The 13,079-nt window shown below is 38.2% G+C and carries 14 protein-coding genes; 9 read left to right on the forward strand and 5 right to left on the reverse strand.

Annotated elements, in window-relative coordinates; translation table 11 throughout:
* The first annotated feature begins 228 nt into the window (after positions 1-228).
* Positions 229-888 carry a molecular chaperone DnaJ gene (locus KZP23_RS18305; protein WP_226333228.1) on the forward strand — a complete coding sequence of 220 codons (660 nt, stop codon included), beginning with the start codon at positions 229-231 and terminating at the stop codon, positions 886-888.
* Between the two features lie 89 nt (positions 889-977).
* Here KZP23_RS18305 and KZP23_RS18310 read toward each other — a convergent pair whose 3' ends face one another.
* Together KZP23_RS18310 and KZP23_RS18315 are read right to left on the reverse strand one after the other, a co-directional pair.
* Positions 978-1,580: a tetratricopeptide repeat protein gene (locus KZP23_RS18310; RefSeq protein WP_226333229.1), complete on the reverse strand. Its 603-nt coding sequence runs from the start codon at positions 1,578-1,580 to the stop codon at positions 978-980.
* A gap of 15 nt (positions 1,581-1,595) precedes the next feature.
* On the reverse strand, positions 1,596-2,411 hold the full coding sequence (locus tag KZP23_RS18315; protein WP_226333230.1) for a 2,3,4,5-tetrahydropyridine-2,6-dicarboxylate N-succinyltransferase: 816 nt from the start codon (positions 2,409-2,411) through the stop codon (positions 1,596-1,598).
* Between the two features lie 293 nt (positions 2,412-2,704).
* On the opposite strand from KZP23_RS18315, the gene KZP23_RS18320 reads away from it, so the two are divergent.
* The 7 genes from KZP23_RS18320 to KZP23_RS18350 all read left to right on the forward strand — a co-directional run bounded on the left by KZP23_RS18320 (position 2,705) and on the right by KZP23_RS18350 (position 9,571).
* Positions 2,705-3,568: a glycosyltransferase gene (locus tag KZP23_RS18320; RefSeq protein WP_226333231.1), complete on the forward strand. Its 864-nt coding sequence runs from the start codon at positions 2,705-2,707 to the stop codon at positions 3,566-3,568.
* Positions 3,569-4,051: 483 nt separating this feature from the next.
* On the forward strand, positions 4,052-4,720 hold the full coding sequence (locus KZP23_RS18325) for a metal-dependent transcriptional regulator (RefSeq protein ID WP_186757865.1): 669 nt from the start codon (positions 4,052-4,054) through the stop codon (positions 4,718-4,720).
* A complete protein-coding gene (locus KZP23_RS18330; protein ID WP_226333232.1) occupies positions 4,717-5,637 on the forward strand; it encodes a metal ABC transporter solute-binding protein, Zn/Mn family in 921 nt (306 codons plus the stop codon). Before KZP23_RS18325 ends, KZP23_RS18330 begins: the two co-directional genes overlap by 4 nt.
* Positions 5,634-6,422 (forward strand): metal ABC transporter ATP-binding protein, encoded by a 789-nt coding sequence (locus KZP23_RS18335; RefSeq protein WP_226333233.1) that lies wholly within the window; start codon positions 5,634-5,636, stop codon positions 6,420-6,422. The genes KZP23_RS18330 and KZP23_RS18335 overlap by 4 nt, the downstream gene beginning before the upstream one ends.
* A gap of 1 nt (position 6,423) precedes the next feature.
* Positions 6,424-7,716: a metal ABC transporter permease gene (locus tag KZP23_RS18340; protein WP_226333234.1), complete on the forward strand. Its 1,293-nt coding sequence runs from the start codon at positions 6,424-6,426 to the stop codon at positions 7,714-7,716.
* A complete protein-coding gene (locus KZP23_RS18345) occupies positions 7,713-8,618 on the forward strand; it encodes a metal ABC transporter permease (protein ID WP_226333235.1) in 906 nt (301 codons plus the stop codon). The genes KZP23_RS18340 and KZP23_RS18345 overlap by 4 nt, the downstream gene beginning before the upstream one ends.
* Before the next feature lie 176 nt (positions 8,619-8,794).
* On the forward strand, positions 8,795-9,571 hold the full coding sequence (locus tag KZP23_RS18350) for an NIPSNAP family protein (RefSeq protein ID WP_226333236.1): 777 nt from the start codon (positions 8,795-8,797) through the stop codon (positions 9,569-9,571).
* Positions 9,572-9,630: 59 nt separating this feature from the next.
* On the opposite strand, the gene KZP23_RS18355 is transcribed toward KZP23_RS18350, so the two are convergent.
* Together KZP23_RS18355 and KZP23_RS18360 are read right to left on the reverse strand one after the other, a co-directional pair.
* Positions 9,631-10,221 carry a hypothetical protein gene (locus KZP23_RS18355; protein ID WP_226333237.1) on the reverse strand — a complete coding sequence of 197 codons (591 nt, stop codon included), beginning with the start codon at positions 10,219-10,221 and terminating at the stop codon, positions 9,631-9,633.
* Between the two features lie 97 nt (positions 10,222-10,318).
* A complete protein-coding gene (locus KZP23_RS18360) occupies positions 10,319-10,843 on the reverse strand; it encodes a HEAT repeat domain-containing protein (RefSeq protein WP_226333238.1) in 525 nt (174 codons plus the stop codon).
* Between the two features lie 80 nt (positions 10,844-10,923).
* On the opposite strand from KZP23_RS18360, the gene KZP23_RS18365 reads away from it, so the two are divergent.
* Complete coding sequence (locus KZP23_RS18365) at positions 10,924-11,634, forward strand: hypothetical protein (protein ID WP_226333239.1); 711 nt, start codon at positions 10,924-10,926, stop codon at positions 11,632-11,634.
* Between the two features lie 78 nt (positions 11,635-11,712).
* Here KZP23_RS18365 and KZP23_RS18370 read toward each other — a convergent pair whose 3' ends face one another.
* Positions 11,713-13,041, reverse strand: a complete 1,329-nt coding sequence (locus KZP23_RS18370) for an ammonium transporter (protein ID WP_226333240.1) — start codon at positions 13,039-13,041, stop codon at positions 11,713-11,715.
* Positions 13,042-13,079 lie beyond the last annotated feature (38 nt).

Genomic DNA, 13,079 nt, shown 5'->3' on the forward strand with positions numbered 1-13,079 from the left:
TTTTTCCGATCCTTTACATTATCTGCCATTACAACGATATTATTGAAGTTAATTATCCTTAAATATTTCCAAAAGTGCATGGACATTTGAATCAATTTTAGCTTCTTTAGGCACTAGAAAACAATCCAATAATTAAAAACAATGCCGCTTATTACCTATAATAGCCTCAAGAGACGATGCATTAACAGCTATTTGCAATACCTGCTGTTCACAATATTCTTCAGCTTAATGAACCTTACCGCATTTGAGTCTACTGCTCAAGTTCAACCCAATTTGGGCCAAACAGATAAACTGATGGAATTGGGTAGGCAGGCCCTTCAAGGTAAAGAATATGATAAAGCCAATTATTACTTCAGAGAGATTATCGAAAGTGGCGTGCCCATACCATCAGAAATGCCTTATTTCTTTGCAGAAACCCTTTTCGCTCTTAAACAATTTGATAATAGCGCCAATTTCTTGAATAAATATTTACAGTTGAATGGTTTCAAAGCTGACCATTATGATGAAGCAAAAGGGCTCCAAAAAAGGCTGGTCGCTCCGTTAAATGAAATAAGGGATTGTTCACTATGTGATGTCAAAGGCTACCGCTATCATACCTGTCCCACTTGTGAAGGTAAAAAGGTCATAGAACAGGATTGCCATTATTGTAAGGCCAAAGGAATCGTTGGATGTAGTAGATGCAAAGCCACTGGTCTGGTCACAAAGAAAAACATCTTTGATCAAACGGAATATTTTAAATGTGAACGATGCGATGGAAAAGGCAGGCTAGTTTGTCCATTCTGTAAAGGAGCACTAAAGGAAAATAGTGATTGCAATAACTGTGATGGTTTTGGAAAAATACATTCAGATGAAATTTGTAACCATCAGGAAACAAAAGAAAATATCTAAACTCTCTCACTACAAGTAACTGAGAACTGTATAAAGCATAAAAGCCGGGAAATTCCCGGCTTTTATTTCTAGATTCCCATTGAAAAGAATCATTTACAATATTTCTCCAGTGCTTCATCAGCCTGCTTATAATTATGTCCCGAGGCCAACCTAAAGTCTTCGCATGCACTGCGGGTTTTCTTAGTGGCATACTTCAAAACACCTCTGTAGTAATAAGCCTGTCCATATTGGTCATCTATCTGGATAGCGGTACTATATTCGTCCAAGGCCTCATCTGTTTTGCCCATTTGGTGCAATGCCCTACCCTTCATAAAATAGGCCGTTGCAGGTGCTCCAGGAACCTCTACTGCATAACCAGCGTAAAGTAAAGAACGTTCGAAATTACCTTCCTTCTGATATAAATTAGACAGACTGAGCAAGATCTGCGTATTCTTAGGGTCTTGCTTATACCCTGCTTCAAAATCTTTCTTGGCTGATTCCAAATCTCCCATCTCCTCATAAGCCCTGCCCCTTTTATAAAGGTCGTTTGCATCTTTGGGTTTCGTGGCTAGCCTCTCAGAAAATGCATCAACAGCTTCTTGATATTGGCCACTTTCAAAGAATTTATCACCTTCAGAGCTTCCTTGATTGCTACATCCCCACATTAGACCTGTTGAAACCAACAAGACCAAAAACGATTTCTTGTAATTCATTATTTACTTTAAATTTTAGACTGCGACATTATTTTCTCTCAAAGCCTCATTCAATGAAGTTTTTCGATCTGTCGATGCCTTTCTCTGTCCTATGATCAATGCACATGGAACTTGGAATTCACCTGCTGCAAATTGCTTAGGTATTGATCCAGGAATAACCACTGATCTTGGAGGAACATATCCCCTGTATTCTTTAGGCTCATCTCCTGTTACATCAATGATCTTCGAGCTTGCTGTCAGGGTCACACCAGCACCTATTACTGCTTCTTTGCCCACATGAACTCCTTCTACAATAATCGCTCTTGAGCCAATAAATGCACCGTCTTCAATGATTACTGGAGCAGCTTGAACAGGTTCTAAAACACCGCCAATACCTACACCACCGCTAAGGTGAACATCTTTACCAATTTGTGCACAAGAACCTACTGTAGCCCAAGTATCCACCATGGTACCGCTATCTACGTAAGCTCCAATATTTACATAAGAAGGCATCATCACCACACCACTCGCAAGAAACGCGCCATATCTAGCCACCGCATGTGGAACAACCCTTACACCATGCTTGGCATAATTAGTTTTAAGGGCCATTTTATCATGAAATTCAAATGGGCCTACCTCTATGGTTCGCATTTTTTGTATAGGAAAATATAAAATAACGGCCTTTTTTACCCAGTCATTTACTTTCCATTCACCATCTTCCAATGGCTCGGCTACCCTAATTTTGCCTGTGTCCAAATCATCAATCACTGTTTTTACAGCAATTTGTACATCCTTTTCCTTTAATAACTCCCTGTTTTCCCAGGCCTTCTCAATGATAGTCTGTAATTCCATAAAATTATATTAGATTCGCTCTAGTTAAGTTTTCTTTTTTAATGAATAAAGCCACTATACTTATTGCTTCCGTACTGAAACCTGTTAATGATACAAGGGCTTTTAATAAACTTGCAATTTCACTGCGTGAAACAAATAAATACCACATAAACATCATAGGATTTTTAGAAAAAAAAACCGCAAAACAGCAGAATATTGAATTTACATCAATATTCAACAAGAAACGCATGCACCCCTATAGGTTACTGGCTCCTTTTAAGCTTTGCTATTTTTTATTTAAATCAAAACCAAAATTGGTCATCATTTCTACCTATGAACTATTATTTCCTGCTGCATTTCTAAAGGGGATTTTGAAATATAAACTGATTTATGATGTACAGGAAAATTATACTAAAAATATTCAATTTAATCAGACATTGCCCTATTGGCTCAAATTAATTGCGGTAAAATACGTACAATTTGTTGAGAAAATTACCAAAGTAATGATCGACCATCATTTTTTCGCCGAACAATGCTACGAAAAGGAGCTTCCTGACATAAAGGATTTTACCATTCTGGAAAACAAATACGCTGGTAAAGCCAAATCCATCGCTCCTTTTAGAATTGACAAACAACATTTAAAGTTTATCATTAACGGAACCATCACTCCTGTTTATGGAGCAGAACAAGCGATTCATTGGTTCAACCATCTGAAACAACATTACCCTGATGCTAGCTTAGAAATAATAGGATATTGCCCCTTGTCCGAATACAAGTCAAAACTAGAGGCATTGGCAATGATCAGTCCAAGTGTAAGACTCAAGTTAAGTGCTAAGCCCATGAGCCAGAAAGTAATTTATGATGCTTTATCAAAAGCCAATATCCTATTATTACCCTACCATGATTTACCCAGCATTTCCCCAAAAATCCCCACAAAAATCTATGAGGCTTTGGCCTTGGGCATGCCGATGATTATACCCAATAATCCCATTTGGGAAGAACTGGTTTCTCCATATTCTGCTGGATGTTCAATCGACTTTTCAAAACCCAAAGACAGCCTTTTACCATTTAAGAATTTCCTTAAAACTCCTAAGTATACTAAGCCTGTTGGACCTGAAGTAACTTGGGAAAATGAAGCAACTAAACTCCGTAAAATAGTAGCTAAGTTGATCCCTTAAATGCTCTTCAACTTAATAGCCTCTTTCATTTTTTCCAGCTCCATTTAACTAAGCTATTCAGTTCATTTTCTATTCCCAACTTGGCACTGGGCGTAGTATATACTACGCCCAGTGCCGTGTTCCCAGTACAGTGTCCCATATGCTAGTACCAAAAGCTAGCACCGAATATCCAATAGTCAACTTATACACATCTCTATAAAAAGTTATCCACTTATTCCCCCTTTAGAAAACTAAAGGCATCAAAATGGAAACTCTAAATTTTAAAACGAAATCAAAACAACGGATAAATTAGTCAAATCACAACAAGCTAACTTACTGATATTTAAAACGATTATTTGATAAGACTAAACTTTATTTTAGCTTAGGCTAAAACCGTAATAACATTAAAAATTGAGTTATCCACATCCGATTTAGGTTGTATTGAAATATTTTTTAGTACAACCTAAATCATTATATTTGAATTGTGAACCTAAACATGAATTAATGCCAAGCTTAACATACGCAGAAGAGAACTACCTCAAAGCGATCTACCATTTGTCTGATGGAGGCAAGAACAACGTCTCTACCAATGACCTTTCCAAAGAGATGAAAACCAAGCCCGCCTCTGTCAGTGATATGCTTAGAAAGCTTTCAGAAAAAGAGGTAATCAATTATAGAAAATACTACGGTGTTACGATCACAGAAGAAGGTAAAAAGTCTGCTTTACAAATCATCAGAAAACACCGCCTATGGGAAGTGTTTTTAGTTGAAAAATTGATGTTTAGCTGGGATGAAGTACATGATGTGGCGGAAGAGCTGGAACATATAAAATCTCCTATCCTGATCCAACGATTGGATGACTTCTTAGGCAACCCTAAATACGACCCCCATGGTGACCCTATCCCTGATGAATTTGGAGATGTCAAAGCAAGACCTAGACTTCCTTTGAATGAGTTGATGGTAAATGATGGAGGTCAAATCGTAGCAGTGAAGGACAGCAGTGCTGCCTTCCTAAGATACCTAGACAAGGTGGGAGCTTATATAGGAGCCAGAATAAAGGTACTTGACAAAGTGGAATTTGACGGATCTTTGGAAATATTGGTTGACAACAAGAAAACCCTATTCATGTCCAAAGACGTAGCAGGAAATATATTAATCATGCAAACCTCATGAAATATAGATTTCTTTTCATCATAATATGCTCCGTTCTTACCAGCTCCTGTAAGTTTGACAGAGATGGAGAAAATGGAAAGTTCCGAATTACCGCCACCACCAATATCATGGCCGATGGTGTAAAAGCATTAGTTGGTGACAGTGCTGTCGTGACTCCTGTCATGGCTGTGGGCGTAGATCCTCATTTGTATAAGGCATCGCAAAGAGACCTCGATCTTTTCTTCGATGCCGACTTGGTTATTTACCATGGACTCCATTTAGAAGGTAAGATGGTAGAAGTGTTGGACAAATTTGCAAGGACTCATCCCATCATTGATGTTGGTGAACTACTCCCTCCCACCCTATTGATTACAAGTAATGAATATGCCAACACGGTGGATCCACATATTTGGTTTGACGTCAATTTATGGACAATTGCCATGAAAAACCTCAAGGATGAGATCATTAGAAGAAAACCAGAATGGAAAAATTACATCAATACCAACTGGGAAAAATATCAGCTAAAGCTAAATGAATTAGATAATTACACCAATAACAAAATCCACGAAATCACTCAACAAGGCCAGGTATTGATTACCGCCCATGATGCATTTTCCTATTTCGGAAAGGCATATGATATAGAAGTAAAAGGACTACAAGGTTTATCCACTCTTAGTGAACCCGGCTTAAATGATGTTTCCAAATTGGTCAATTTCATTATTGAAAAAGATATCAAAGCCATTTTCATTGAGCAATCCATTTCTCCAAAAGCCATTAAAGCGGTAGTTGAAGGATGCAAAAGAAAAGGACATGCTGTGAAGCTTGCTGGACCGCTATATACTGATAGTTTGGGTGAACCTAATGGCCCAGCAGGTACCTATCTTGGGATGGTAAAAACCAATGTAGATACTATCGTACAAAACCTGAAATCAGAATGATACAACAAATAAATAATCCAGTAGTTGAAGTACATGACCTTATGGTTAGCTATGGGCAAAATCCGGTGCTTTGGAATATTGACCTGACTTTACCAGCAGGCGCCCTCATTGGAATACTTGGCCCTAATGGAGCAGGAAAATCCACCCTCATCAAAAGCATAATGGGGCTTATTGAAGCCAACAGTGGCTATTCAAGGATTTTTGACCAGGAGTTAAACCAAGTTAGAAACAGGGTAAGTTATGTTCCTCAGCGGGAGTCAGTAGACTGGGATTTCCCAGCATCTGCCTTAGATATTGTGATGATGGGAACTTATCACCATCTGGGAATATTCAAAAGACCGGGCAAAAAGGAAAAAGCATTGGCAATAACCTGTTTGGAAAAGGTAAATATGAAAGCCTTTGCTAATAGACAAATCAGTGAACTTTCAGGAGGCCAGCAACAGCGGGTATTTATTGCGAGGGCCTTGGCCCAGGAAGCTGATATTTATTTTATGGATGAACCATTTGCAGGAGTAGACATGAGTACTGAAAAAGCCTTAGTAAGCCTCTTCCAAGAAATGACTGCAGAAGGTAAAACTGTCATCGTAGTACACCATGATATATACTCCGCTGGAAAATATTTCGATTGGCTTATTATGCTAAACATGCACTTGATTGCTTCTGGCCCTACCGAACAAGTGCTTACCGAGGAATTGTTGACCAAAACCTATGGAGGGAAACTATCCATGCTTACGGATATTGGAGAGCTGATCAAAAAGAGTGATTTCAATCCACTGAAAAGTTAATATGGAAGATTTTATTTATTTCTTTTCTTTTCAGGACCCTAATGTTCTAATGGTGGTAGTTGGGATATCCCTGCTTTCAATCAGTGCAGCCATGGTAGGAACATTCACCTTCCTGGATAAGAAAGCTCTTATTGGTGATGCCATTTCACATGCTGTGTTACCAGGAGTTTGTCTGGCTTTTATGCTATCAGGCAATAAGAACCCCTACTGGATAGTTTCTGGTGCATTTATTACCGGAGCCTTATCCACTTATATCATCAGCTGGGTTTCCAATTATACCAAACTAAAGGAAGACACCGTCATTGCAGCGGTACTATCCATATTCTTTGGATTGGGAATCGTCATCATGACGCAATTACAGCAAACAGGAAATGCTGCTCTCTCTGGCTTGGATCATTTTATTTTTGGGAATGCCATCTCTATTGTCAGAAAGGACTTGTTAGTATATGGCATCCTTGCCCTGACCATTATTCTAGTTATACTTTTCTTTTACAAAGAATTTAAAGTAATGGTCTTTAACAGATCATATGCACAAAGCATCGGACTACCGGTAAAAAGATTGGAATTCCTTTTTAATTCATTGATGGTACTTGCAGTGGTCACAGGCATACAGGCCATTGGTGTAGTATTAATGGCGGCCCTGCTCATCACACCTGCCGCAGCAGCCAAATTCTGGACAGATCGACTGGACAGGATGCTGATCATTGCAGTAGTGTTTTCCCTAATTTCCGGAATCGTTGGTGCCTATATTTCCTTTGTTCTTCCCCATATGCCTACTGGCCCTTGGGTAGTAATTGTACTTTCCTTAATCGCCTTTTTATCCTTTTTCTTCTCTGTAAAAAAAGGTGTTTTGACCAAGTGGATTGCAAAGAGAAATTATCAAAGAAAAATTCATTCTGACCATATCCTTAAGGCACTTTTTGGGGCTTGGGAAAAGGACAAACAAGGCCTGAAAACTGAAAATATTTTCAATATATTTCCTGGTAAAAATTTCAAAACCCAGTATTCAATCAACAAATTAAATAAAAAAGGATATATAACTGAAAATCAATCAATAATACAACTAACCGAGTCAGGTTTAACTGAAGCCAAAAGGATCGTTAGATTGCATAGATTATGGGAATTATATATGACAGAATATATGAATATAGCCCCGGATCATGTACACGACAGTGCTGAAAAGTTAGAACATATTATTACCCCAGAACTGGAATCCAAACTGGATAAAAATCTTAATTTTCCAAAAGCGGATCCACATCATTCCATCATTCCTAGAGACCCCAAGAAACCATGAGTTTTGATCCAAATGCTTTCATTATTATCGTAACCGGATCCATGATTGCCATATCATGTGGATTACTGGGTGTGTTTTTAATGCTTAGAAAAATGGCCATGACAGGAGATGCCATTTCCCATGCGGTATTGCCGGGAATTGTCCTTGCCTTCATGATCTCCGGAAGTCGGCATGGACTAACCATGGTTATAGGAGCCGGTTTGGTAGGAATTATTGCCACTGTATTTATCGAATATTTAAGCAATAAGGTCAAGTTACAATCAGACGCATCCATTGGTATCACCTTTACTTCCCTATTTGCTATAGGCATTATATTAATCACCTTCCTTGCCAATAAAATAGACCTTGATCAGGACTGTGTACTTTATGGAGAAATTGCCTACGTTCCCATAGATCTATGGATATCAGGATCTGGACAAATTCTTGGACCACGAGTCACCTATTTATCCTTAATTAATCTGATACTGGTCAGTCTATTTATTTACCTGTTTTTCAAGGAACTTAAAATCAGCACATTTGATAAAGAGTTTGCAGCAAGTATTGGGCTTTCTACTGTAGGGGTCAATTATGGATTGATGGGAATGGTATCCTACACTACTGTCAGTTCATTTGAAGCTGTAGGCGCTATTTTGGTAGTAGCGCTATTGGTGGTTCCACCTGCAACTGCCTATCTATGGAGTAAGGACCTAAATAAACTGATTAAGATCACCATAGCATTAGGCATCATCGTTTCAATTGCCGGTTATTATTTGGCTTTCGCTTTGAATAGCTCTATAGCTGGCGCCATGGCTTCTGTTGCGGGTTTTATATTCTTTGCTAGCGTAATTTTACAAAGGAAACAATTGCCCCTAATCAAGAAAAAATTAAGCGGTTTAAAAACCGCAGAAGCCAATACCCCTTAATGAGTTAAAATGCTTAGATAAAGTATCCTAACACTTCTTTGAACTTTATAAACTCGTTTATCTGTACTATATTTTTTATAAGTGGTTATTATGCCAGTTTAAGCCAATTAATTTCTCCAATTATGTCTTTATATTTAAGGTCTATTGTAGAAATAACACTTAACAAACCACTACCTATGAAACTTAAGTTTGCACCAAGCTGCATATTTTTGCTGCTATTGAACGTTTTTTCTGTTTTCGCCCAAAAAGGCCATGACCGCAGTATCTTTGAGATCAAAATTTATCATATCAGTAGTCCAGATCAGGAAAAATCCATTGATCAATTTTTAGAAAAGGCTTATATCCCTGCAATGCATGACAAAGGCATAAAACATATTGGGGTATTTAAGCCGATAGCATCAGATGAGTTAAATGGTAAAAGAATTTATGTATTTACTCCTTATTCATCAGCAAATGAATATATGGACATCAGCTCTAACTTCCATTTAGAAGATCTGAAAAACGGAAAAGACTATCAGTACGCCTCACATGAAAATCCTCCTTTCGACAGAATAGAATCCATATTACTGAAGGCATTCAGTGATATGCCAGGATATGATGTTCCCAAACTGAAGGGACCAAAAGAAAATAGAATATATGAATTGAGGAGCTATGAGAGTCCGACCGAAAAACTTTTCCATAATAAGGTAAAAATGTTCAATAGCGGAGAAGTGGAAATCTTTGATAACCTTGGTTTCAATGCTATTTTCTATGGAGAAGTAATTGCAGGCTCATCCATGCCCAATCTGATGTACATGACTTCATTTGATAATATGGCCGCTGAAGAAGCCAAATGGAAAGCATTTTCAGATGATCCTGCTTGGAATAAATTAAAGGTAGATCCTGAATACCAAAACAATGTTTCTCACATTGACAAATTCTTACTCTATCCGACCGATTATTCAGAACTATAGCATAAAAAAAATCCCTTTAGAAATTATCTAGAGGGATTTTTTATGTCTTCACAGAACTCTTATTCCATTGGAGGAGTGATCATTATATGGGCCCTGTGCGTTCCTGGATCCATTATCCAAGGCATACCAGGTGCTTCAGGCTTAAGCGGTAAACCAGTGCTTTCCACGGTTGCAAAAGGTATATAAACAACATAGCGGAAATGACCATTTTTCACTTCTCCAGTTATCGCATTATAATCTTCTTTATTGGCAGAAAGCACAAATAAGGTCGCGCCATTAGTGGGCATATATAATTTCCCACTTTTCACTTCTTCCTCACGGATATCAAAAATCTCCTTAAAATTCTTCCCTTCTTTTCTCAATTCTCGCCCTCTTTCCATAAAAGCCTCCAAATCCTTATGGTAGCAGGAGGCATTAAAGCCTTCCTTTTCGGGATCATCAGCTATACAAATAAGTTCATTGGTTCCGTGACGCAAAATGACCAACTCTCCTTCCTCATCAAAACCATAAACAGTCGCCCCTAACCTTCCTTCCTCAGGTGCGGCCAATAGTGCTGACTTGATTTGAAGTTCTTTGGAAGGAAAGGAGCTTTGCCCCAATACTGGTAAAACAGTTATGGCTACTAAAAAAATGCTTAGGATAGATCTCATGGTAAATTCATATGTGGTTTACTCTAATTTACCATTCTTTCAGCAAAAACGATAATTCCAAGACCATACCTTTATCTTTATTGACTGAAATTGCTACTTATTCCTCAAACATTGATTTCAAATCATTCAGTATGGCTTCAACCTCCTCTTTTTTTATATCAAAACTCTCATCATGTTTGCTATTGTTCTGAAAGTGATTCCAATGCTTTTCAGCTTTTTTGATGGTCCGCGGAGTAATATCGAACTCCGTATAATCAAGGTAATCCTTTGCAATAAACGAGGCCTTGAAGTTTCCAAAAAGGTAGAGCCTTAAGATATCAACAAACTTTGAACTCAGGTCAAAACCTTCCAAAGCTTGCACAAAGGTTCCATTCTTCATTTTGTTGTTTTTATCATGAATGACCTCCAATAATGGTTCCAAAGCTTCATGGTTATCTTCCATAGCGGACAAAGCCCGTGCTGCTAGGTAGCCACTTTCTACATCCTCTCCTTTTAATACTTTCACAAGTTTCTGAAGCACTTCTTCCCCACCAATTTCTGCCAATTGGTCTGCATAGACATATGCTTCCTCTTCTTGCTTATCACACATTTTTTGAATCAAAAGGTCAATATTTGCCGCCATCTTTGTTGAATTTTTCAGTACTTTGACAAAGATAATTGGATAATTAACAAGGGCGATAATATCGAAGCAAATTCCTGGATATGGAGGAAAGATTGATCACGGCAGGTGAATGTGAAAAGTTAATGGAAAAGTTAAGCACCTACACTTTTCAACAGGAATACCAACCTCAAAGAAATACATTAACCTTAAGCGAGGGAGATGAAAAAAAATTGCAAATACGCTTCCCTATTTATTGGCATTCTGCAAAGGATCATAATAGAAATCAATTAGACCAAACCAATTATGTATTGCTAATGATCCGCTCAGGTATAGCCGCTATTGGATATTTTGAAAATGGAGAAAATATGGACCATAAGGTTTTTAGGGCTTATATGGTTAGAAAAAAGCAAGGCAAAAGCCAAATCAAACACCTTAAAACCAAAGGAAAATCCAGGGCTGGCTCAAGGGTGAGACTGGCTGAAACCTTAGAATTTTTTGAGGGTATTAATGAAAGACTCCAATACTATTTCAATGAATTCAGGATAGATAAGATTGGCTTAAGCTGTTCTACAACCCTGATCCCGTATTTATTTGGCAGTAAAATATCCACGCCCTTTGAAAAAAATGATGATAGGCTTTTTAAAATCCCCAAGCATATCCCCAACCCTACCTATGAAGCGCTTTTAGCTACCAATGACTTTATGTTGAAATCTGAAGTCCAATTTGATTCCTCATTAAAAGAATTGATCTATGGAGTTATAGAAAAAGATGCTCCCCAATCAAATCCAAGTGAAGAAGAAGAGGACTGGTAAAAAACAAACTGCCAGATCAAGATGATCTCTCAACAAATGTTATGAAGACAGATGCTCTCAATCTGGCAATTAATATTATCAGGCAGACTCCCCGTGCTGGGAAATATCTAGTCCTACTTCTTCATATTCATCTCTTACCCTAAGTGTGACAAACTTATTCAAAAGGAAAAATATCATATAGGCCATTCCAAAAGAGAATATGGATACGCCTAAAAGAACCACCATATGAGAGCCAAATACTGCCCAACCACCGTGCAATAAACTTGAACCTTCTGGTTGAGCAAAAATGGCGGTCAAAATCATACCCATGATTCCCCCTACACCATGGCAGGCAAAAACATCCAATGTATCATCCATTTTTTTCAACGATTTAGCATTGACGGCTAAATTAGAGACTATGGCTCCTATAAAACCAAAAAACATACTTTGTGGAATGGTAATAAAACCAGCAGCTGGGGTAATCACCACCAAACCAACCACCGCTCCTATACAAGCGCCCATTGCTGAAATCTTCCTTCCTTGCATCCGATCAAAAAACACCCATGTCATCATTGCAGTAGCAGAGCTAATGGTAGTCGTGGCAAAGGCAATAGCTGCAGTTCCATCAGCGGCTAAGGACGAACCGGCATTAAACCCAAACCAACCAAACCATAACATGCCAGTTCCCAACATTACGTAGGTCACATTAGATGGAGCATGATGTTGATTTCTTCTTTTTCCAATAAATATAGCTCCTGCCAATGACGCCAAACCTGCACTAATATGTACCACTGTTCCACCGGCAAAATCCAATACGCCAAAATATGCTCCAATCAAACCATCAGGATGCCATACCATATGACAAAGCGGGGCATAAACCAATACCACAAAAATCCCTATAAAAAACAGGTAACCAATAAATCTTACCCTTTCTGCAAAGGAACCAGTAATGATGGCTGGTGTAATCACTGCAAACTTCATTTGAAATAAAGCAAAAAGTACAAATGGAATACTGCTCGCTATACCAATATGGGGTAACTGACCGACTTGATCAAAAAACATATACTGAAATGGATTACCGATCAATCCATAGAGCTGTCCATCTATTTCTATTCCTATAGGATCACCAAATGAAAGGCTAAATCCTACTACCGTCCAAACCATCGTCACTACTCCAAGGGAAATGAAGCTTTGGAGCATAGTGGAAATCACGTTTTTCTTTCCTACCATTCCCCCATAAAATAAAGAGAGCCCTGGAGTCATTAGCAATACCAAACAGGATGCTGTCAATAACCAGGCAATATCTGCAAATACTAAATCATCTTCCGATCCAAAATTCTCTACAACAGGTTGGGCTGTTTCCCAAAAAAGCCCTACTAAGGAAGCGATAATGATTGTCCCAAAGGCTACTTTCCACTTTTTCTTCATACTCTTTTCAAATTTGGGATCAAAATTAATCAATTTTC

The sequence above is a fragment of the Echinicola marina genome (assembly GCF_020463795.1).
In the GTDB taxonomy this organism is placed as follows: domain Bacteria; phylum Bacteroidota; class Bacteroidia; order Cytophagales; family Cyclobacteriaceae; genus Echinicola; species Echinicola marina.

What these genes read in the sequence shown, in the direction of transcription:
- KZP23_RS18305 (WP_226333228.1), top strand. Translation starts at nt 229, where the DNA reads ATGAACCTTACCGCATTTGAGTCTACTGCTCAAGTTCAACCCAATTTG.
- KZP23_RS18310 (WP_226333229.1), bottom strand. Translation starts at nt 1,580, where the DNA reads ATGAATTACAAGAAATCGTTTTTGGTCTTGTTGGTTTCAACAGGTCTA.
- KZP23_RS18315 (WP_226333230.1), bottom strand. Translation starts at nt 2,411, where the DNA reads ATGGAATTACAGACTATCATTGAGAAGGCCTGGGAAAACAGGGAGTTA.
- KZP23_RS18325 (WP_186757865.1), top strand. Translation starts at nt 4,052, where the DNA reads ATGCCAAGCTTAACATACGCAGAAGAGAACTACCTCAAAGCGATCTAC.
- KZP23_RS18330 (WP_226333232.1), top strand. Translation starts at nt 4,717, where the DNA reads ATGAAATATAGATTTCTTTTCATCATAATATGCTCCGTTCTTACCAGC.
- KZP23_RS18335 (WP_226333233.1), top strand. Translation starts at nt 5,634, where the DNA reads ATGATACAACAAATAAATAATCCAGTAGTTGAAGTACATGACCTTATG.
- KZP23_RS18340 (WP_226333234.1), top strand. Translation starts at nt 6,424, where the DNA reads ATGGAAGATTTTATTTATTTCTTTTCTTTTCAGGACCCTAATGTTCTA.
- KZP23_RS18345 (WP_226333235.1), top strand. Translation starts at nt 7,713, where the DNA reads ATGAGTTTTGATCCAAATGCTTTCATTATTATCGTAACCGGATCCATG.
- KZP23_RS18350 (WP_226333236.1), top strand. Translation starts at nt 8,795, where the DNA reads ATGAAACTTAAGTTTGCACCAAGCTGCATATTTTTGCTGCTATTGAAC.
- KZP23_RS18355 (WP_226333237.1), bottom strand. Translation starts at nt 10,221, where the DNA reads ATGAGATCTATCCTAAGCATTTTTTTAGTAGCCATAACTGTTTTACCA.
- KZP23_RS18360 (WP_226333238.1), bottom strand. Translation starts at nt 10,843, where the DNA reads ATGGCGGCAAATATTGACCTTTTGATTCAAAAAATGTGTGATAAGCAA.
- KZP23_RS18365 (WP_226333239.1), top strand. Translation starts at nt 10,924, where the DNA reads ATGGAGGAAAGATTGATCACGGCAGGTGAATGTGAAAAGTTAATGGAA.
- KZP23_RS18370 (WP_226333240.1), bottom strand. Translation starts at nt 13,041, where the DNA reads ATGAAGAAAAAGTGGAAAGTAGCCTTTGGGACAATCATTATCGCTTCC.